Below are 20,747 nucleotides of genomic sequence, written 5' to 3'. Positions count from 1 at the left end.
GGAATGGTCGCCGGCATGACAGCACATCAGGATCTTCATCCGATCGGGGACGTGGCACGCCGGACCGGGTTGTCGGTCAGCGCCATCCGCTTCTACGCCGACGAGGGCATCGTCCCGGCGTCCGGTCTCAACAGCGCCGGGCACCGGATGTACGACGTGACCGCGATCGCCCGGCTCGAACTCATCCGCACCCTCCGCGACCTGGGCACCGGCCTGGACGAGGTCCGGCGGCTGCTGGACGGCGAGACCACCCTGCGCTACCTGCTGGCCGAGCATCTGGAACTGGTCGAGAGACAGGACCGGGATCTGCGGGCCCGCCGCTCGGTGTTGCGGGCCCTCAACCGCCACGATCAGCCGGTACGCCGGGCCGCCCTGATGCAACGCCTGGTCACCATGTCCGACGAGGACCGGGAGCGGCTGGTCGACGACTTCTGGGCGGAGGCCGGCACCGATCTGCCGCCCGACTTCGCCGAACGGCTCGGCACCATGCGGCCCCGGCTGCCCGACGATCCGGCCACCGCCCAGCTGGACGCCTGGATCGAGCTGGCCGATCTGCTGCGGGACGCCGCGTTCCGCGGTGAGGTGCGCACCTATCTTCGCGACACTTACACCGGGTCCGCGGTGGCGAGGATGACGGCGACGCCGGTGCAGGAGTACATCCACGGGCCGAACGAAGTGATGGAGATGATCCTGAACGCGTACCGGTCCGGGCTGCCGGCGGATTCGGCGTACGCCCGGGAGCTGGCCGACCGCATGGCCCGGGAGAGCAACGAAGCGATCGGGACGGTCGACAGCCCGCAGCGGCGGGCGCGGATGGCGGACGGCTTCGCGATGATCGCGGAATTCGAGGACACCGATCACGACGACTGGTACGAGGCCACCCACGGCCGCTACCTGGCACTGGTGAACGCGGTGAACGGCGCCGTCCCGGACCCCTACGCCGGCACCGACATGGGTGATCTCGGCAAGTGGCTGGCGATCGCCCTGCGTCCCTAGATCCGGGGTGGCGGATCGTATGGGAGCGAGGACATGACCTAGCCGTCGAACCGTTTGATCTGGAGGCTGCTGAAGCCGCTGCCGGCGTCGAGGGCCAGGCCGTCCGGGCCGACGTAGAGGGGGCCGTCCGGGCCGGTCAGGCTGACATTCCCGGAGTCCCCGGCCGCGGTCACCGCCCAGGTCTGGTCGGCCTGGCCGTCGCGGCACGGCCGCAGGGCCAGGGGCAGACCGGCGCCGGGGGTGTCGGTCACGCACCAGCCGGGCCTGGCCACCGGCACGATGATCACCCGGTCGTCCTCCTCGACCACGGCCGGGATCAGGGACATCTCGGTGGAGGCGTCCTTGGTGCGGCCGGTGAAGTCGACCACGTCGTCAGCGCCGACGGCCATCCACCGGTCCAGGGCGGCGTCCGGCGCGAAGATCAGCACTCCGGTCTCCAGGTCGAGGCCGCGTGCCCGGAGCCGGCTCACGTCGGAGGCGACCGAGCTGGTCCGGCTCGGGCTGATCGACGGCTGCGACACCGAGGGGCTGGGTGTCGCAGCCGGCTGGATCGGGCGGCCGGTGCCGGGCTGGCGGGTCAGCACCGTGCCGACGCCGACCGCGGCGATCAGGACGGCGGCGAAGGCGGCTCCGGTGGCCCGGTTGCGCCGCCGTCGGTCGCCGCGGCGGCGGATCTCCGCGGACGGCGCCAGGCCGGTGGTCCGCTGGAGGTGCTCGGCGTACGAGTCCAGGCCCTGCTGGATGCGATCGTCAGACATCGCGGTGCTCCCGGCCCGTTTCGAGGGTGTCGCTGTCGGTGAGGTGGGCGGCCAGTGCCCGGCGGCCCCGGGCCAGCCAGGTGGTGACCGTACCGGCCGGGACGCCGGTCTCCTGATGGATCTCGGCCACGCTCAGACCGGCGATGTGGTGCAGGACGATCACCCGTCGCTGGTCGGCGGGGATCTCACGCAGTGCCGCGACGATCGCGACATGGTCCGGGTTGAGGGCCTCGACGCGCTGGTCGGTGGTGTCGCGCCAGTGTGCCTGGATCCGGTTGACGGCCTTGCGCCAGGTGCTCACCGCCTGGCGGTAGGCGACCTGGCGTACCCAGGCCTCCGGGTTCTCGTACTGACTGATCTTCTGCCATCGGTTCCACGCCCGCAGGTACGCCTCGGCCACCGCGTCCTCGGCCTCGGCCCGGCTGTCCACCATCATGGCGACCTGGGCGAGGACGCGACGCGAGGACATCGCGTAGAAGGTGTCGAAGTCCTCGGCGTCCCGCAAGTGTGGCTCCGAATCACTGGGCGTAGACGATGGTCTGCAGTCCGACGCGGCCCGCACCGTTCGTGGTGATCTTGCCGTTGTCGACCCGGATCACACCGTACATCCCGTGAAGTTCGAATTGTCCCGAGTCCCCGGCGGGAACCAGCTCGAACACCTGCTGCCGCCGGTCGTTCTCGCACTCCTCCAGCTTCAGCGGAGCGCCCTTGGTGTCCGCGACGCAGTAGCCGCCACCCAGGTCCTCGTTGTAGAACGGCGGCTTGATCACCACCCGGTTCTTGCCCGCCACCGGGGCCGCGGCCAGGAACATCATCGTGTTGTCGGTGCGCTTGGTGCCGGTGAAGTCGACGACACCGTTCTTGCCGATCGACAGCCAGCGGTCCTCGCCGTCGTCGGCCACGTCGATCAGGACGCTCTTCTCGACGGCGATGCCGAGGCTCTTCAGCGCGCTCAGGTCGGACTTGACGACCTTGGTGGACTCCGGCTCGGGCTTGGTGGCGCCCTTCGACCCGGCGGTCTTGGAAGCGGCCGCCCTGGTGGGCTCGGTGGTGGCCTCGGCCGAGGTCTCGGCGGGCGCCGCGGAGGTGGCGGCCGGCTGCCGCGCCGCCACCGGCGAGGCCTCACCACCGGCGACGGGCGCGCCGTTCGCGCAGGCGGAGAGGGCGGTGGCGCTCAGCAGCGCGACGGCGCCGTAGACGAAAGAACGCATGGGGGTGCTCCTTCTGTGTGGGGTGTGTTCCTTGCGATCAACAGGGACACGCCCCACCCGGGCACCTGATTTCAACTTGAATGTAACGGAAAGATAACGGCCTCGACGATCGGCAGGGCCACGCTCTCGAACGTCACCGGGCCGACCGTCGTGGTGGTGCTGACGTGCTCCCGGCCGGGGTGGACGAGCACCGCCCGCGAGACACCGAGCCGCTGGGCGTAGGTGAACAGCTGATAGATCTCGTCGGTGCTGGGCGAAGGATGCCACGGCCGGTACTTGGCGTCGTACACCGCAATCGGTCTTCCGCCCTGATGGACCACGTAGTCGGCGTAACCGGTCCGCCGCGGCCCGGTGTCGGTCAACGGGATCGGCTGTTGCGCGACGACCACCCGACCCGGAGACCCGCGGCGCAGCCAGTCGCCGACGTAGTCCTCCCAGACACGGGTCATGTCGAACAGCACGCTCGCACCGGACACCCCGGACCCGGCCGGCAGCACGCTGCGCCCGGACAACACGAGACGGGAGAGCTTCTCGATCTCCCGGTAGCGAGCAGGAACCGCGGGAAGCACCGGTGGCCGCCCCGGCAGCACGGTGACGCCACCGAAGGCCGGCGCCAGTGCGCGCACCCGGGCGTTCGGCGAGGCGACACCGGCCAGGCGGCGATACGCGGTGGCGATCACCTGGTTCAACGGCACGTCCACGGTGAGCCGGTTGGCCGTGGTGGCCAGCCGGTCCGGGCGGCCCGCGTGCGCCCGCAGATGCAGCGGCACCGACGGCGCCCCGGCATAGGGCGGCCGGGTGAACGTCCGCCGCCGGTACTCCTTGGCCAGCCCCTGGCCGGTGAGACGTTCGGCCTCCCGGACGAACGCGAGCGCGATCAGGTCGACCAGGCCGTGGGCGCCGTCTCCGTCGGTAGGGGCCTCGGTGAGCAGCGCGGGCCGGCGGCCCAGCCCGAGGAGCGTGGCCAGGTCGTGGAACGGGAAGCGGCCGGACACCTCCACGGTCCGTCCGCTGAGCAGCCGGAACCGGCCGACGAACGGGCCCGGTTGCAGATCGTACACGTTCGGGCCGGCGGTCGGGACTAGCCGTTCGATCACCCGGGGCCGGCCGCCGGCGCCGCGAGCCCCCACCGTCATGCCGGCCAGTTCGGCGGCTTCGGCCGGGGTGAGGTGGACCGTCGCGACCTCGTACTCGGCCAGCCGCAACATCTCAGGCCAGCTCCGCGATCAGGGTGCGCACCTCGGCGTCCAGCCGGTCCAGTTCGGCGGGCTGTTCGAACCAGTACTCGGCCAGGTAGGGCCGCAGCTGGTAGTCCCAGATCCGTTCGGCGGTCGCCGCGTCCAGCGTCTCGGTCATCCAGTAGGAGTGTCCGGGGCTGACCGGCGCGTCCGGGCCGACCCGTTCCTTGATCAGCCGGAAGACCCCGACCGCCAGTTCGGCGTTGAGGTCCGGGCGGCCCCGGGTCCAGCGCTCCAGGACATTCTCGTCCGGTGGCAGTGGGAAGGCGTTGAAGCGGCGCCGCAGCGCGAAGTCGAGCATGGCGAGGCTGCGGTCGGCGGTGTTCATGGTGCCGAGCAGGAAGACGTTGGCGGGCACCGAGAACCGGCGCTGCGAGTAAGGCAGGACGATCTCGTGGTCGCGGTACTCCAGCAGGTACAGCAGCTCACCGAAGACCGCCGCGAGATCGGCCCGGTTCATCTCGTCGATAATCATGACGAACGACTCCCCCGGCGCCTTCCGGGCCCGGTCGCAGAGCCGGGCGAAGACCCCGGACCGCACCTGGTAGTCCAGTCCGCCGCTGGTCGCCTGCGGCCGCAGGCCCTCGATGAAGTCCTCGTACGAGTACGCCGGGTGGAACTGCACCAGCTCGACGTTCTCCGGCGAGGTGGCCAGATGCCGGGCGAGCAGCCGGGCCACGTGTGTCTTGCCGGTGCCGGGCGGGCCGTGGAAGACCGCCTGCCGCATCCCGGTGGTGAGCGCCTGAACCCACTTGTCGACCCGCTCCACCTCGAGGTGACAGCCCTCGGCGACCTCCTCGACACCCGCCTGCGCGGGCAGTTCCGGCTCGGCGGAGGGCTGCCGGTGCTCCCGCATGACGGCGGTCAGGATCGCGTCGGCCTCCTGCGGCGCCACCCCGTACCGCTCCCGCCAGGCCCGCAGGTCGGCGCAGAACCGCTGGTAGGTGGCGAGGCTCCGGGCGCTGTACGTGGTGCCGGACTCGTGGCCGAGCCCGATCATCGTGGCGTTGACGCAGATCCCGAACTGCTCCGGGTCACGCAGGTAGAGCAGGAAACTCGGCAGCGAGGACCCGGCGTGTGGGAACCGGGTCCGCACCGCGTACACGCCGCCGAGGGTGTGCAGGGCGTCCGGGATGGGCTCCCGCCACAGCCGGCTCGTCATCCGGTTGAAGGTGTCCAGGTCGGCACCGAGCCGGTTCATCACCGCGCCGGTGAATCCGGGAGTGAACCGGTCGTACCGCTCCCGGCCGAGTTTGCCGTGCCGGTTGATCAACCGGCCGAGGGTGACGATCTGCGCGGCGTCCATCGCGCCGAGCCGCTCGCCGAGGAAGGCTCGCACCTGGTCCTCGGCGGCGACGCGGTCGGCCACGAACGCCGGGCCGAACTGTGCGCGGACGGCGGCGACGATCTCAGCGGTGTCCTGGGCGGGCATCAGGCATTCTTAGCAGCCCCGTGGGCGGTCGGCATCGGACAGTCGGTGTCACTCGAAAAACTTGAGGCCGAAGCCGGTGTCGGTGGTGGCGCCGGGGACGTTGGCGCGGCGGTAGGTGACGTTGCCCCACCAGACCGCGGTGCCGGTGTACCAGTAGCGGTTGGACCAGGAGTACGGGGTGCCCTTGGCGACCGCGTGGTACATCGTCGGGAAGCGGTTGCCGGACGGCGGGCTGGTGGCGATGTCACCGCGCTCCAGGACGAAGGTGTGGTGACCGGGGCCGTCGGCGTGCAGGGTGGGGTCCCAGCCGGACATCAGCTCGGAGGCGTGCGAGCCGAACTGGCAGCCGTTGCTCTTGTACCAGTCCCAGACGTACGACGGATCACCGCCGGCCCGCAGTCGCAGGTCGGCGAGGCAGTACCGGCTGCTCCAGCTGCCGTTCGCGGAGTAGACGATGTGCAGCCGGCCGTTCGGGTCCAGGATCGGCTGGGGCGCCTCGTTGATGTACGGGTTGCCGACCACCCGCTCCCACGGCTCGCGGGGCTGGGAGATGACGTACCGGGCACCGGTCGTGGTGGTGGGGCTGCTCATCCTGGCCACGTAGAGGTTCTGTTCCACGTTGGTGTCACCGGACCAGCCGGACCAGACGAACCAGCGCTGTCCCTGGTAGGTGAACGGCACCCCGTCGATGGCCCACTTGTCGTTGGGCAGCGCCACCTTGGTGGCCGCCGAATATCCGCCGGTGGGGCTGGCCGAGCTGATGTGGTACATCCGGTGGGCCGCGCCGGTGCCGGCCGCGAAGTAGATCCGGTACTGCCCGTCGTGGTGGACGATCTCCGGCGCCCACACCTCGCCGAGGCCGCCGGTGTCCCGCCACACCTGGTTCTTCGGGGCGGTGGCGATGCCGGCCAGGGTGGTCGCGGTGCGCACGGCCACTCCGCCGTCGACCGATTTGGCCGAGACATACAAACCGTTGACCTTGATGACGCTGGGGTCGGCGCCGCCGAGGGTGGTGCGGCCGGCCGAGGCGGGCTGTCCGGCGGCGAGGCTGCCGAGCAGGGTCAGACAGGTGAGGGCGACGAGCCAGCGGGGACGGGGCATGGGGGTCCTCCATCGCGAGATCTACGCGTGTCAATTTAGGAAACCTTACTGAAGCCGCGTGGTCACCTTCAAACCTGATTTCGTTACCCTTAGAGCGTAATTGGACAGGTTTAGCCGGATTTTTCCGTTCGGGAGGCGAACCATCTGCGTCATGGACACGCTTACCGAAACCATGACCTGCACCATCAAAACCCTGGCCCCGGAGGAGTGGGTGCCGGCGGCCGAAGCGGCCGCCGAGATCAACCCGGCGAACGCGCTCTCCCTCGGCTCCCTGCGCGAGATCGCCCCGGACGTCGTCATCGAACCGGCCCACCTCGCCGTGCTGACCGCCAAGTACTGGGGTCCCAGCGGCGTCCGCCTGACCGTCGGCTTCCTCGACAACCCCGAGCCCGAACTGCGCAAACGCATCCTGTCCCACATGAACGCGTGGAACCGCTGGGCCAACGTCAGCTTCGTGGAGTCCGCCACCGACCCGCACGTGCGGATCGCCCGCGCCGGCGGTGAGAACGGTGGCTTCTGGTCCTACCTGGGCACCGACGTGCTGCGCATCCCCAAGGGCCGGCCCACGATGAACCTGCAGGGCTTCACCATGAAGACCCCGGAGCGCCAGTTCACCCGGATCGTGCGCCACGAGACCGGCCACACCCTGGGCTTCCCGCACGAACACCTGCGCCGCGAGATCATCGCCCGGATCGACAGGCAGGCCGCCATCGACTGGTTCCGCCGGGAGATCGGCTGGTCGCCGGAGCTGACCATCCACAACGTGCTGACGCCGCTGGACCGGTCGGCCCTCAACGCCACCGCCGAACCCGACCAGCACTCCATCATGTGTTACGAGCTGCCCGCCGCGATCATGAAGGACGGTGTGGCGGTCGAGGGCGGCGCCGACGTCAGCTCGGCCGACGCCCGCTTCGTCTCCACCCTCTACCCCAAGCGGTGACTCAGTCGGCCTGCACCCGGTTGCGGCCGTTACGTTTCGCGTCGTAGAGGCGCTGATCGGCCCGGCTCATCGCGTCCGCCAGCGAAGCCGGGCCGGCCACCTCGGCCAGGCCCAGACTGATGGTGACGGTCAACCCCTTCTCGATCGTCTCCCAGGGGTACGCCGCCACCGACGCCCGCAGCAGCTCGCACTGGGCACGCGCGTCCTCGATCCCGGACCCGTGCAGTGCGATCAGGAACTCCTCCCCACCGAACCGGGCCACCAGATCGGTCTCCCCGATCCGGTCCAGCAGGATCGCCGCGATCCGGCGCAGCACCTCGTCGCCGACGAAGTGGCCGTACCGGTCGTTGACCCGCTTGAACAGGTCCACGTCGGCCACCGCGACACACACCGGGCCACCGGTGGCGAGCAGTTTCGGCAGCCGCTCGTCGACCGAGCGCCGGTTCGGCAGGCCGGTCAGCGCGTCCTCGGTGGCCTGCCGCTGCCACAGCAGGTTGTCGGCGGCCAGCTCGGCGCTGCGGGCCCGGTGCAGCTCGGCCTCCAGGCGGGCGTTCTCCGCCTCCAGCCGTACGTTGTCCAGCTCGAAGTGGTGTGCCGCCATCCGGGCCCGGGCCGCCGCCACCTCGTTGTGCAGCTCCCGCTCCAGATCGTGGAAGTCCCGGTAGTGGGCCAGCGCGGCGACGAAGTCCCCGATCCGCTCGTGCGCCTCGGACAGTTCCCGGGAGATCTCCATCGCCATCGGCCTCTCCCCGGCCTGCCGCGCCCGGTCCAGCGCCTGGAGCAGGCCGTCGATGGCCTCGGCGTGGTCGCCGCGCATCAGCCGGATCCGGGCCTGGTGCTGCAGGGCCGCCGACTCCAGCGAGCGGTACCCGGACCGGACCGCGATCCGCCGGGACTCCTCGATCAGCCCAGCCGCCCCGTCCAGGTCACCGGCCAGCGCCAGCAGCATCCCGTGGTTGTCCAGGCTCATCGCCTCCCGGTACGGGTGCCCGGCCTCGCGGGCCAGCCGCAGCGCCTCGGTCACGTGCCCGAGAGCGTCGGCCAGCATCGACTCGGCCGCCTCGCGTTCCCCCCGGCCACGGAGCCGGGTCACCTCGTACACCGCGTTGTCGCTGACGTTGTTGAGGATGCAGAACCGGGCCTCGGCGTTCATCCCGTCGGCCATGTCCAGCGCCCGGGTCAGCGTCTCGGTGCTCATCTCCCGGTTGCCCATGCTGCCGTGCACCACACCGGTCCGGTTGTGCACCCAGTAGAGCAGCTCCCGGTTGCCCAGCCGCTGGGCGATGTCCCGGGCGGTGGCCAGCACTTCCAGGGCCTCGTCGTGCATGCCGAGTTCGAGCAGCGGCATCGCCTGCAGGGTGAGCACCTCGCAGAGGCCGACCGGGTCGTCCAGCCCCTCCAGGGCCACCGCCGCCCGGCGGCAGGCCGCGATCGCCTCCTCCTGCCGGCCCACCCGCATCACCTGGTTGGCCAGCGAGCGCAGCGCGGCCGCCTCGCCCGCGGCGTCCCCGATCGCGGCGGCCAGGTCCGCGGCGCTGCGGGCCAGCTCGCCGCCGACCTGGTAGTCCCCGGCCAGCCGGCGTTCCTCGGCCCGCTCCAGCAGGACGTGCACCGGCAGGGAGTCGCTGTCGGTCGCGTTCACGGTGGTCAAGCCGTCTCCCCTCAACACCGGGACCGAGCGGCCACCGATCAGGCTGGAGGGTTCATCGACCCGGTCGGCCCGATCATGAGGACTTGACGCCGACCAGAATAGGACGGCCCGGCCTGGACGGGACAGTGGGGCGGACGTCGGCGGAACGTCGGAAATTCTTTGTCCGATGTGCACAGGATTCGATCCATCTTCGTCTTCCTGGGTGTGTTCACACCCCTGAGAAGATCCTTGACCGCGGCGACCGCGCTGGTCGTGGCGCTGTCCGCGGTTCCGGCCGGTGCCACGCCGGCCGCCGCCGCACCGGCCCCGGCCGCCGATCCGGCGCAGACCGTGACGCTGATCACCGGTGACCGGGTCACCGTCACCGGTGGTGCCGTCAGCGTCCGGCCCGCGCCCGGCCGCTCCGGCATCCCCTTCGCGACCAGCACGGCCGGCGGCCGTACCCGGGTGGTCCCGGCCGACGCGCTGCCACTGCTCCGGGACGGGTGGCTCGACCGGCGGCTGTTCGACGTCACCGGGCTGATCGCGGCCGGTTACGACGACCGGCGCGCCGACCTCCCGCTGATCACCAGCGGCGGGGCCACCCCGGCCGGCGCCCGGGTGCGGCGACTGGCCAGCATCGACGCGGTCGTCACCCGTACCCCCAAGAAGGATCTTGCCCGGTCCTGGCAGAACCGGACCGGCGCGGGCAAGGTGTGGCTGGACGCCAAGGGCCGGTACACCGCCGCCGACGGCGCCGAGCAGATCGGCGCCACCCTGGCCTGGCAGGCCGGGTTCACCGGTGCGGGCGTGACCGTCGGCGTGATCGACTCCGGGGTCGACGTGACCCACCCCGACCTGGCGAACGTGGCCGCGCAGGTCGACTTCTCCACCGGCGTCCCGGCCACCGGTGACATCAAGGACATACTGGGGCACGGCACCGCCGTCGCCTCGATCCTGGCCGGTGGCGGCGCGGCCTCCGGCGGCCGGCAGCGGGGCGTCGCCCCCGGCGCCCGGCTGGTCTCGGCCAAGGCCGGCGACTGGGAGCCCACCGAATCCGCGGTGATCGCCGCGATGGAGTGGACCGCCGGCACCGAACGGGCCAAGGTCGTCAACATGAGCCTCGGCTTCCCCAACACCCCCGGCCTGGACCCCCTGGAAGCCGCCGTCGAGGAACTGACCGGCCGGTACGGCACCCTGTTCGTGGTCGCCGCCGGCAACGACGGCAACAGTGGCAACGACCCGAACAACAGCGACGACTACCAGATCAACTCCCCCGCCGACGCCCCGGCCGCGCTCAGCGTCGGCGCCGTGGACCGCGACGACCGGCTCGCCGGCTTCTCCAGCCGCGGTCCGGGCAGGGACGGCCAGGCGATCAAACCGGAGATCACCGCGCCGGGGGTCGCCATCACACACGCCCGGAGCAGCGACGCCGGAGACGGCTCGTACGCGTCCGGCGACGGCACCTCGTTCGCCTCCCCGCACGTGGCCGGCAGCGCCGCGATCCTCGCCCAGCAGCACCCCGACTGGACCCCCGCCCAGCTCAAGGCCGCCCTGATGGGCAGCGCCGAACCGGCCGAAGGACTCAGCGCGTACGCCCAGGGCGCCGGCCGTGCCGACGTGTCCCGCGCGGTGCGCACCACCCTGCTGGCCGACCCGCCCGCCCTGAGCCTGGGTGACCAGACCGCCGGTCAGACGACCACCGGAGCGGTCACCTACCGCAACCACGGCACCGCGCCGCTGACCGTGACGCTGCGGGTGACCGCGCCGTTCACCGTCGACACCACCTCGCTGACCGTCCCGGCCGGCGGCACCGCCACCGCGAACGTCACCGCCCCGGCCGGCACCAGCGGCGGGGCCAACACCGGGCGGCTCACCGCCACCGGTGGCGGGCAGGACGTCACCACCCCGGTCGCGGTGGTCCGGGAGACCACGAGGACCGACCTGAACCTGCACGTCCTGGGCCGGGACGGGCAGCCCACCGACGAGCACTACACGCAGGTGATCGGGCTGGACACGCCGTACCTGTACGACAGCCTCTACGAGTACCCGTCGACGGCCGACCTCGCGTTGCGGGTGCCCACCGGCCGGTACGCGATCATCACCCAGTACTTCACCGCCGCCGAGGACGGCAGCTGGGCCAGCACCGCCGTCGCCCAGCCGTCGGTCACCGTCACCGGCACCACCGACATCACCGTGGACACCCGGATCGCGAAGCCGGTGACGGCCCGGGTCCCGGCCGCGGACGCCGGATTCGAGGCGGGCACCGTCGCTTTCGGGGTACGCGCCCCGCACGGCTGGACGTCGTACGCGGTCAACAGCTACGGCGGCACCCTGCACAGCGCCCAGCTCGGTGCGGACGGCGACGACCGGTTCCGTACCGTGCTGCGGCTGGCGTACACCGCCGCCTCCGGGGCCTACCATCTCGCCTGGCCGGTGACGGGCCGGGTGCCGACCGGCTTCACCGGCGCCGTCACCGCCCGCGACCTCGCGGTGGAGACCGGTGAGATGCACCGGCAGGCACCCGGCAGCATCGCCTACATGGAGGCCGGCGTGCACGTGCCCGGCATCCCGCTGACCCTCGCCGGGCTCAGCACCGACCAGGCCGCCACCCGGCACTTCAACACCGCCGGGGGCATCCGCTGGAGCACGTCGATGAACGAGTACCGCGAGGACGGCGGGTACGAGGAGATCCGCACCGCCGGGGAACCGCGGCGCTACCAGCCCGGACGGCGGTACACCGCCACCTACAACGCCCCGGTCGTCGCGCCCTGCCCCACCGGCAGCACGTGGACCGGCGACCGGCTGCGGGTCCGGGTGGCGATGAACTGCGACAGCGCCGGCCACCCCGGCACCACCAGCAACGTGCCCGGCGGCACCACCCTGTTCCGCGACGGCGCCGAGGTGGCCGCCTCGGACCGGGGCGGCGACGCCACCTTCCGGCTCGGCCGGGCCCGCGCCGACTGGCGGCTGCGCGTCGAGCAGACCCGGCCGGAGGCGTTCGCCACGTCCACCGCGACCACCGTCGACTGGACCTTCACCGACCCGGCGGTGGTGCCCGCCCTGGACACCGTCCGGATCACCCCATCGGCCGGCGGCGGCGTGCGGATGCGGGTCCCGGCCGGCACCGGGTCGGTCACCCTGCGGTTCTCCACCGACGACGGTACGACGTGGCAGAGCACCGTGGCCCGGCGGGACGCCGACGGCACGTACCGGGCCGTGGTCCCCCGCGACGGTCACACCTCGCTGCGGGTGACCGCCGCGGGCCGGGCCGCCACCGTCACGCAGACGGTGATCCGGGCGCTGCCGCCTCTCTGACGACCCGCTCCATGAACCCCTGGGACACCCGGGGGTTGGCCGCCGCCGGCGCCGCGACGGACAGGTCGTCGAGAAGCTCACCGAGCCGCTCGAACGACAGTCGCGGGTCGGCGGCGGCCCGGGCCCGGACGGTGGGATCCGGGTCGCGGCTGAGCCGGTCGATCACCTCCGTGCCGGCGTCCGGATCCCGCGTGACCAGCGCACGGGCCTTCGGATCGGGCGAATCGGCGAGGCGGGCCAACCCGGTGCGCGGAAACGCCGGATGCCCCTGCAACGTGAAATGACTCATCGTGGTCGCCTCCAGGTAGACCCGTAGCAGCGCCTCCGGCGGCACGTCCCGGTGCGACTCGCAGAGCATCAGCCGGACCGCGAAGTCGTCGTCCTCGGCCAGCAGGGCGATCAGGCCGGCCGGCAGGTTCCGGTTGCGGGCCACGCTGCGGCGCAACGCGATGTGCGGCGAGTGGGCGCACTCCCGCAGAGTCTCCGGATCGGTGGTGCCGACCGCCCAGCGCACCGGTGGGATCCGCTCGTCGGGACCGACCGGGAAGTCGTACGCGGCCGGGTCCCGGTCCTCCTCCTCCACCGGCTGCGGCCATTCGTACGCCACGTACTGCGGGGCGTCCGGGTTGTCCCGCAGATACGGCAGCAGGCTCGGCTCCCGTTCGAGCAGACGGTCGTACGCCCAGGCGGGCAGAGCCGGCGGCGGCTCCCAGGTGTCCACGGCGAGCACGAACCGGTCCTGACCCAGCGCGAGGATCCGCAGCACCTGGATCGCCGGGTCCTCGACCAGCCGGGCCCGCTGCTCCGGGGTGACGTGCAGGGCCTCGGCCAGCCACTCGCGCACCCGCTGATCCGGATGATCGGCGAGCGCGTCGAACTGCCCGCCGGTCCACACCCTCCGGTCCAGGTAGGGCCACCGCAGCACGTCACGATGGTCATCGACGATGCGGCGCAGCAGCATGGGCGGGATGTTCGGGTTGCGGGCCAGACCGCTCAGCCAGGCCCGTCCGATGTCGTCGTCGTTACTCAGGATCAACCTCCGGCAGCCGGGAGATCCCGACAGTAGAAGGCGACCCCGCACCCCGAAAGGGGTGAAACGGCCGAGTGACCGGTGGCGCTCCGCGGTTTAGGCTGGAGCCGCCACCGGTCACCGGGTCTTCAGTACTCGACGTGGCCGTTCGGCTCGCCGGTGCCCTGGTGGTAGCGGTAGACGTCGGTGCCGACCTGGTTGCGGTAGATCTCGCCCTCGATCAGGCCGGACATCTTGCCCAGGGCTCCCGGGTCGCCGTCCTGCAGGCCGCGCAGCATGTCCAGGGTGTCCTGAACCGACGGCGAGATGAAGGGCGCGTTCACCGAGCCGGTCAGCGGCTCGTTCACGTCGGCCAGTTCGCGGGCGGTCGCCAGCTGGCCGTTGATCTGCTCCATCAGTGCCGCGGTGTCGCCGCTGACCGGCAGCGGGGTGTCGGCGGCCCGCGCGGCGGCCGGCGAGCCGAACAGCAGGGCGGCGGACAGGGCGACGGCTCCGGCGATGGTACGAATCCTCATGGCGCTCTCCTCGGGACGGGGCTTCGACTACCTGGTTCGAGAGCCCGCCCGACGGCATAGTTTCGCTGCTCATCCGTACGTGTGAAGGAAATGTCGTACCCCCTGGCTAAGTTCTTCGGTGTTCCCCCTCCACGCGGAAAGGTGGCCCGATGCCGGCCGACACGACGTACCTCGAGCTCTCCGAAGACAGTGGGTCCGCCCACAAGTTCTACGAGGTGACCATCGACGGCATGGATCTGACCGTCCGTTACGGGCGGATCGGCGACCAGGGCCAGGTCAAGAAGACGTCGTATGCCACTGAGGACAAGGCGAAGTCCGAGGCGGCCAAGAAGATCGGGGAGAAGGTCCGCAAGGGGTACGCCCCCGCGGTGATCGGTCAGCGGCAGCCGCGGTCGATCACCCGCCGGCAGATCGTCAGCACCCGGTCGACCGCCAAGAGCGCGCCGGTGCTGTGGCGTTACCGCAGCGGCAGCCCGGCGTTCGGCGTGTTCGTCGACGACGAGGTGTGCATGGTCGGCAACGAGGCCGGGCTGATCACCACGCTCAGCCACCAGGCCGAGGTGCGTCAGCAGTTCCGCCTGCCGGACGGGGTGAAGTGCATCGTCGCCGACGACCGCTGGATCTACGCGGGCTGCGACGACGGCAACGTCTACGACCTGTCCGGCAAGGTGCCCCGTCTGGCGTACCGGATCGCGCCCGAGATCGACATCTACTGGCTGGACATCCACGACGGTGTCCTCGGTGTGTCGGACGCCAACGGGGGCATCTCGGCGATCGACCACGAGGACGAGTTCCTGTGGCAGCGGCCCGGCCGTGGCTCGTCGGGCTGGATGGTCCGCTGTGACGACGACGCCGTGCACCAGGGCCACAGTGCCGGGGTGACCAGCTACGACTGGCGCACCGGCAAGGAGTTGTGGCACACCGGCACCCGCGGCGCGGTGTTGTTCGGCTGGCAGGAGCGGGACACCGTCTACGCCGGCACGAGCGACCGCCTGGTCGCCGAGTTCGGCAAGGACGGCTCCCGCCGGCAGACCTACCAGTGTGACGCCGCGGTGTTCTCGTGTGCCGCCGCCGAGGACGGTCGTTATGTCTTCGCCGGTGACAGCTCGTCGTCGATCTACTGTTTCGACGCCGCCGGCAACCGGTTGTGGAAGCTGGGGACCGGCTGCGGCTCGGCCTACTCCATGCAGTACCACAACGAGCGCCTCTACATCGTCACCACCGACGGCTCGCTGGCCTGCATCGACGCCAGCGAGCAGGCGATCCGCGCGGCGGTGGACGGCACGGTGCCGCAGGTGGTGGACGTGAAGGCGCCGCCGCGGATGGCCGAGGTGGCGCCGTCCACCACCGTCGAGGTCGTGCACGACCCGGCCGACGGCATCGTGGTGGAGTGTGTCGAGGAGTCCGGCCGGCTGCGCATCCGCGTGGTGACCTCCGGCTACCACCAGGACTGGCAGGTCCAGTTCCCGAAGGGCATCCGTGAGCGCGGCACCCGTTACGTGGTCAGCGGCATCCGGGAGGCGTCCCGCGGCGGCTTCTACCGGGCTTACGGCGACATCCGGCGCCTCAGCTGAGGGTGCGGTTCAGCCGAGGCCGAGGCTGAGGTTCAGCTGAGGCCGGGGCTGAGGTTCGGCCCGGCGGCGCCGCGCAGGACGGCGTCGACCAGGGCTTCGGCGAACCGCTCCTCCGGCACCGGGGAGGGCCGCCGCAGCATCGACTGGACCATGCCGGGGGCGGACAGCATCAGCTGGGTCAGCTCGATGTCGAGGTCGGCGCGCAACTCGCCGGTCTCGACACCCCGGCGCAGCACCTGCCGGGTCACCTCGCGGCGGGGTTCGATGAAGTCGTGCCACATCCGGGCCAGCTCGCCGTCGCGCTGCAGCTCGGGCAGCAGGCAGGCGGTGACTTTGCTGTAACGCTGGGCACGTGGGGTCCGGTTCGCGTTGATCAGGGCGATCAGGTCCTCGCGGACCGACCGGCCGGCCGGTTCGGGCAGTGGGCCCTTCATCGACCGGACCGCGTCGATCAGCAGCGCCTCCTTGTTCGGCCAGCGGCGGTAGATGGTGGCCTTGCCGACGCCGGCCTTGGCGGCGACCGCCTCGATGGTGATGGCGGCGGCGCTCTGTCCGTCACTGAGCATCCCCAGCACCGCGTCGAGGATCGACTCGTCGGTCTGGGCGCTGCGGGGCCGGCCCGGAGCCTTACGCTCCTGGCCGGCCGTGGTGCTGCTGGTCATGTCGTTCATTGTTACCGCCGGGTTACGCGTCGGCCAGTTGCCGTTCCGGTTCGGCCGGGCTGGTGACGGTCTTGCGGCTGGGCAGCCAGAGCACCGCCACCAGGGCTCCGAGCAGGGCGAACACGGTGGAGCCGACGGCCGCGTAGTGCATGCCGGTGACGAACGCCGCATTGGCGCCGTCGAGCAGGGCGGGTGCGGCCGGGCCGGCCTGACCGGCGACCGCGTACGCGCCGGCGATCGACTCGCGGGCCAGGTCGGCGGCGGCGCCGGGCAGCCCGGCCGGTTCGGTCAGGTGCGCCCGGTAGACCGAGGACACCACCGCGCCGAGCACGGCCACCCCGAGCGCGCCGCCGAGCTGGCGGATGGTGTTGCTGACCGCCGAGCCGACCCCGGCCTTCTCCCGGGGCAGCGTCGCCATGATCGCCTCGGTGGCCGGGGGCATCACGTTGGCCATGCCCACGCCCTGCACGAAGAACGCCACCGCGACCAGGGCGATCGGGGTGTCCACGTCGATGAACACCCACAGGCCGAGGGCGGCCGAGACCAGCAGCAGGCCGACCGTGCTGACCGCTTTCGGGCCGAACCGTTTGACCATCGAGGCGCTGACCGGCGCGAAGATCATCTGCCCGACGGCGAACGGCACGAACAGCGCGCCGGACGCCAGTGGCCCGTACCCGCGGACCATCTGCAGGTAGAACGCGCCGAAGAACATCGAGCCCATCGCCGCGAAGAAGACCAGGCCGATGATGCCGGTGGAGGCGGAGAACTGCCGGTTGGTGAAGAGCCGGACATCCAGCGACGGGTACGCGATCCGGCGCTCCCAGATCACGAAGGCGACGAGCACCAGCAGTCCGGTGACGACGGTGGACCATGCGGGGGCCGTACCGAAGCCGTCTTCTCCGCCTTTGATCACTCCGTAGGTGAGCAGGGTCAGCCCGACGATCGACAGCAGCACGCCGACCACGTCGATGCGGTTCGGTTTCGGGTCGCGGGACTCCGGCACCAGGATCAGCACCAGTGCCACCCCGGCCACCACGATCGGCACGTTGATCAGGAAGACCGAGCCCCACCAGAAGTGTTCCAGCAGCACCCCGCCGAGCACCGGCCCGATCGCGACGGCCAGGCCGACCGCACCGGCCCACACGCCGATGGCACGCGGCCGTTCGCGGGGGTCGAAGACGTTGGCGATGATCGAGAGGGTGGCCGGCATGACGGCGGCGGCGCCGAGGCCCATCAGGGCGCGGGCGGCGATGAGCTGGTCGGGTGAGGTGGCGTAGGCGGAGATCAGCGACGCGATGCCGAAGACGGCGAGCCCGACGACCAGGCTGAGCCGCCGCCCGAGCCGGTCGGCGAGGATCCCGGCGGTGAAGAGCAGGCCCGCGAAGACCAGGGTGTACGAGTTGATCGCCCATTCGAGTTCGCTCTGGGTGGCGCCGAGGCCGCGTTGCGGGTCGGCGATGGTGCTCATCGCGACGTTGAGCACCGTGTTGTCGAGCACGACCACGAGCAGGCTGATGACCAGCACGCCGAGGATCGGCCAGCGCCGGGGATGCCCGGTCCGAGGTTGAGTTTGGGTGTCCATCTGCGCGTGCCCCTTTTCGAAACGGAACCGTTCCGTTTCACAATGCAAGCTAACGCCCCACCCGCAATATCGGAACGGCATCGTCTCGAAAGTGTTCCCGGTCACGTGGCGGTAGCCGCCGGGCGGTAGATTCCTCGCCGCACCGATCCGAAGTGGAGGTCGACGGGGAATGGACGCCAGCACCGCCGAACTGCGGGACGCACACGACGTGCTCGCGCCGTGGTACGCCGAGAATCTGACGGGCGTGCTGGACGGCCTGCCGGTGGAGCTGACGATGCTCGACCAGTTCGCCGCCGCCACCCTGGAGGTGGGCGCCGAGGTCGCCGACGTGGGCTGTGGCACCGGCCGGCTGATGCCGCACCTCGCCGATCGGGGCCTGGCGCCGCGCGGTGTGGACCTCTCCCCCGGCATGATCGAGACGGCGCGCCGGGCGAATCCGGGCTTCGACTACCAGGTCGCCGATCTGCGCGCGCTGCCGTTCGAGGACGCCTCGCTCGCCGGGGTGGTGTGCTGGTTCTCGCTGATCTTTCTCGCCCCGGACGCCCGGGTGCCCGCGTTCACCGAGCTCGCCCGGGTGCTGAAACCCGGCGGGTACCTGGTGACGGTCTTCAAACACGGCGACGGCTCAGCGCATCGCAACCAGCCCGGCAGCGTCGTGGAGAGCCTCGGCGTCGACTACGACCGGTACTGGCTCTCCGCCCGGGAGATGGCGGACCTCTTCACTGCCGCCGGCTTCACGCTGATCATCCAGGCGAGCACCCCGCCGGAGGGTTCGCAGCCCGCACACGGATACATGCTGGTCCGGGCGCCCATCGAAGGATGAGCGCCCGGACCCGGTGGCGAACTACCTGCGCGTGATGTCGCTCTGAGTGACCTTGCAGTTGGCGTCGTTCCAGCCCTCACCGAGGTACTTCGGTTCGCTGCCCTTCGCGACGCCCTGGTACTTGCCGCAGACCGTGGCGCTGGACGCGTTGGTCAGGGTGACCCGGGTGATGGTGGCGGTGTCGCCCCAGTTGCTGTTGATGCCGGCGACCATGTCGATGTCGTTCAGCAGCACGTTGTCGATCCGCACGTGGCGCTGGTACGAGTTGGTGCAGTTGCCGCAGCCACGGTAGAGCTTGCCGGAGCCGCTGAGGTAGAAGCCGGAGATGTTGACCGTGCCGTTGCCGTTGTGCTGGAACGTCTTGTCGCTGCCGCTCCGGGCGCCGCCACCGATCACGTAGCTCGTACCGCCGCTAGTGCCCTTGAAGGTGGCGGCGTCCTCACCGATGTCGTTCCACCAGACGTTACGGATGGTGCAGGTGCCCTCGCAGTGGACGCCGTCGCCGGCCGGGGAGCCGAGGATGACGTTCTGCAGGGTGCCGCCGTTGGCGATCTTGAACATCGGGTCCTGGGACTCGCCCTGCCCGCCGTCGCCGATGCAGCAGTAGGTCTTCATCCCGCCGTCGAAGGTGCCGGAGACGTTGACCGTGCCGGAGATGCTCACGTTGCCGGCCGAGGACGGCCACGCGCCGGTCGGGGTGCCGGGGTTGCCGGTCGGGCCGGGCGTCGGGCTGGTCGGCCCGGAGGTGGGGCTGGTGGTCGGGTTGGAACCACCGCTGGAGAAGGTCTGGAACTCGGCGATGCGCGGCGCCGCCGAGGCACTGGTGATCTCGAAGGTGATCTTCTTCAGCGAGGTCGAGGAGAAGTTGATGGTGCTCGGGCTGCCACTGCCGGAGGCCAGGACGCCGCCGGTGTCGTGGTTGAGCACCCGCCAGGCGCTGATCGAGCCACCGCCGGAGGCCTGCTGGATGACGGCCGAGGAGACCGACTTCGCGCTGCTCCACTTGACCGAGACGCTGCCGGTGGCGCTGCCCGGCGCCCAGTAGGTCCCGGTGTTGCCGTCGATCACGTTGCCGTAGCTGGTGCCGCTGGCCTTGCTGGAGCCGTCCGCTCCGGCACCGATGCTGAGGTTGTCGGCGGCCAGAGCGGAACCGGTCGGCAGTGCCATCGCGATAGCGGCGCTGACCACCGCGGTCGCGCCCACAGCCGACCACCGCAACAATGCGGGTCTGTTCATCGAGGACTCACCTTCGTGTTGGGGATTTGTCGCGCCTTCAAGCGGGGGGAAAGCGCTTTCCTGTGGACGATAGGCACTGATCGATGTTAAGACAAGGCGTCGCCGCTATTACGGCACGACGGGGCGCCCGAACCGCCCGGACAGAGCCTCCCGCCCACCCTCCGCGACCATCGTCGACGCACCCGTCCCGACTCGCCCGAACCAGCGCCACTCCAGGTAGCCGTCCCTCTCCGACTCGGCGACCGGTTCTCCACCCCTTTCCGGTACGCCCATCGGCTCCACAGAAATCCGATCGCCCCGCCCCGTCCCCGCGACGCCGGCGATCAACCGGACCGCCCGGCGACCACCGGGCGAATGCGGTGGTCACCGCCCCCAAGCACGAAGCCAACACCAGCCCCGACCCCACATCCCCACCCGGCGCCCCAGCCCCACCCGGCGCCCCAGCCCCACCCGGCGCCCCAGCCCCACCCGGCGCCCCAGCCCCACCCGGCGCCCCAGCCCCACCCGGCGCGCCACAGCCCCACCCGGCGCGCCACAGCCCCACCCGGCGCGCCACAGCCCCACCTGGCGCTACAGACGCACTTCCCGCCAGATCTCGGTAGGTAAAACCCCCTATTAAGTCTTCCTCTGGGCCGCTGGCCCGTCCGCGGTCAATTCCCCGCGCGAGTGCCCGCTTTCCGGCCCTGCCCTGGCCGATCTTG

At 71.1% G+C, this 20,747-nt stretch carries 17 protein-coding genes; 5 read left to right on the top strand and 12 right to left on the bottom strand.

Annotated features, from left to right (window positions below; genetic code table 11):
• The first annotated feature begins 15 nt into the window (after nucleotides 1-15).
• On the top strand, nucleotides 16-996 hold the full coding sequence (locus ACQ0O7_RS10840) for a MerR family transcriptional regulator (protein ID WP_430781798.1): 981 nt from the start codon (nucleotides 16-18) through the stop codon (nucleotides 994-996).
• A gap of 38 nt (nucleotides 997-1,034) precedes the next feature.
• On the opposite strand, the gene ACQ0O7_RS10835 is transcribed toward ACQ0O7_RS10840, so the two are convergent.
• The 6 genes from ACQ0O7_RS10835 to ACQ0O7_RS10810 form a co-directional block, all read right to left on the bottom strand.
• A complete protein-coding gene (locus tag ACQ0O7_RS10835) occupies nucleotides 1,035-1,754 on the bottom strand; it encodes a hypothetical protein (protein ID WP_430781797.1) in 720 nt (239 codons plus the stop codon).
• Nucleotides 1,747-2,259 carry a sigma-70 family RNA polymerase sigma factor gene (locus tag ACQ0O7_RS10830; protein WP_430781796.1) on the bottom strand — a complete coding sequence of 171 codons (513 nt, stop codon included), beginning with the start codon at nucleotides 2,257-2,259 and terminating at the stop codon, nucleotides 1,747-1,749. The genes ACQ0O7_RS10835 and ACQ0O7_RS10830 overlap by 8 nt, the downstream gene beginning before the upstream one ends.
• A 13-nt stretch (nucleotides 2,260-2,272) precedes the next feature.
• Complete coding sequence (locus ACQ0O7_RS10825) at nucleotides 2,273-2,965, bottom strand: hypothetical protein (RefSeq protein ID WP_430781795.1); 693 nt, start codon at nucleotides 2,963-2,965, stop codon at nucleotides 2,273-2,275.
• A gap of 71 nt (nucleotides 2,966-3,036) precedes the next feature.
• Complete coding sequence (locus ACQ0O7_RS10820) at nucleotides 3,037-4,173, bottom strand: McrC family protein (protein WP_430781794.1); 1,137 nt, start codon at nucleotides 4,171-4,173, stop codon at nucleotides 3,037-3,039.
• A 1-nt stretch (nucleotide 4,174) separates the two neighbouring features.
• Complete coding sequence (locus ACQ0O7_RS10815) at nucleotides 4,175-5,635, bottom strand: McrB family protein (protein ID WP_430781793.1); 1,461 nt, start codon at nucleotides 5,633-5,635, stop codon at nucleotides 4,175-4,177.
• A 48-nt stretch (nucleotides 5,636-5,683) separates the two neighbouring features.
• Complete coding sequence (locus ACQ0O7_RS10810; protein ID WP_430781792.1) at nucleotides 5,684-6,736, bottom strand: glycoside hydrolase family 43 protein; 1,053 nt, start codon at nucleotides 6,734-6,736, stop codon at nucleotides 5,684-5,686.
• Between the two features lie 151 nt (nucleotides 6,737-6,887).
• On the opposite strand from ACQ0O7_RS10810, the gene ACQ0O7_RS10805 reads away from it, so the two are divergent.
• Nucleotides 6,888-7,676 carry a M12 family metallopeptidase gene (locus ACQ0O7_RS10805; protein WP_430781791.1) on the top strand — a complete coding sequence of 263 codons (789 nt, stop codon included), beginning with the start codon at nucleotides 6,888-6,890 and terminating at the stop codon, nucleotides 7,674-7,676.
• A 1-nt stretch (nucleotide 7,677) separates the two neighbouring features.
• Here the strand turns inward: ACQ0O7_RS10805 and ACQ0O7_RS10800 are convergent, their stop codons facing one another.
• A complete protein-coding gene (locus tag ACQ0O7_RS10800; RefSeq protein ID WP_430781926.1) occupies nucleotides 7,678-9,318 on the bottom strand; it encodes a diguanylate cyclase in 1,641 nt (546 codons plus the stop codon).
• Between the two features lie 237 nt (nucleotides 9,319-9,555).
• On the opposite strand from ACQ0O7_RS10800, the gene ACQ0O7_RS10795 reads away from it, so the two are divergent.
• A complete protein-coding gene (locus ACQ0O7_RS10795; RefSeq protein WP_430781789.1) occupies nucleotides 9,556-12,624 on the top strand; it encodes a S8 family peptidase in 3,069 nt (1,022 codons plus the stop codon).
• Here the strand turns inward: ACQ0O7_RS10795 and ACQ0O7_RS10790 are convergent.
• Entirely contained in the window at nucleotides 12,587-13,660 is a 1,074-nt protein-coding gene (locus ACQ0O7_RS10790) for a hypothetical protein (RefSeq protein WP_430781788.1), read from the bottom strand. The two genes, ACQ0O7_RS10795 and ACQ0O7_RS10790, sit on opposite strands and share 38 nt — an antisense overlap.
• A gap of 122 nt (nucleotides 13,661-13,782) precedes the next feature.
• Nucleotides 13,783-14,169 (bottom strand): hypothetical protein, encoded by a 387-nt coding sequence (locus ACQ0O7_RS10785; RefSeq protein ID WP_430781787.1) that lies wholly within the window; start codon nucleotides 14,167-14,169, stop codon nucleotides 13,783-13,785.
• A 149-nt stretch (nucleotides 14,170-14,318) separates the two neighbouring features.
• On the opposite strand from ACQ0O7_RS10785, the gene ACQ0O7_RS10780 reads away from it, so the two are divergent.
• Nucleotides 14,319-15,743 (top strand): WGR domain-containing protein, encoded by a 1,425-nt coding sequence (locus ACQ0O7_RS10780; RefSeq protein ID WP_430781786.1) that lies wholly within the window; start codon nucleotides 14,319-14,321, stop codon nucleotides 15,741-15,743.
• 32 nt (nucleotides 15,744-15,775) lie between these two features.
• Here ACQ0O7_RS10780 and ACQ0O7_RS10775 read toward each other — a convergent pair whose 3' ends face one another.
• A complete protein-coding gene (locus ACQ0O7_RS10775; protein ID WP_430781785.1) occupies nucleotides 15,776-16,405 on the bottom strand; it encodes a TetR/AcrR family transcriptional regulator in 630 nt (209 codons plus the stop codon).
• A gap of 22 nt (nucleotides 16,406-16,427) precedes the next feature.
• A complete protein-coding gene (locus ACQ0O7_RS10770) occupies nucleotides 16,428-17,987 on the bottom strand; it encodes an MFS transporter (RefSeq protein ID WP_430781783.1) in 1,560 nt (519 codons plus the stop codon).
• A 169-nt stretch (nucleotides 17,988-18,156) separates the two neighbouring features.
• On the opposite strand from ACQ0O7_RS10770, the gene ACQ0O7_RS10765 reads away from it, so the two are divergent.
• On the top strand, nucleotides 18,157-18,810 hold the full coding sequence (locus ACQ0O7_RS10765; protein ID WP_430781781.1) for a class I SAM-dependent methyltransferase: 654 nt from the start codon (nucleotides 18,157-18,159) through the stop codon (nucleotides 18,808-18,810).
• Nucleotides 18,811-18,831: 21 nt separating this feature from the next.
• Here ACQ0O7_RS10765 and ACQ0O7_RS10760 read toward each other — a convergent pair whose 3' ends face one another.
• On the bottom strand, nucleotides 18,832-20,046 hold the full coding sequence (locus tag ACQ0O7_RS10760) for a pectate lyase (RefSeq protein ID WP_430781779.1): 1,215 nt from the start codon (nucleotides 20,044-20,046) through the stop codon (nucleotides 18,832-18,834).
• Nucleotides 20,047-20,747 lie beyond the last annotated feature (701 nt).

This window comes from Actinoplanes sp. G11-F43, from assembly GCF_050589265.1.
Classification (GTDB): Bacteria; Actinomycetota; Actinomycetes; order Mycobacteriales; family Micromonosporaceae; genus Actinoplanes.
This window is presented reverse-complemented; position numbering and strand designations above follow the sequence as displayed.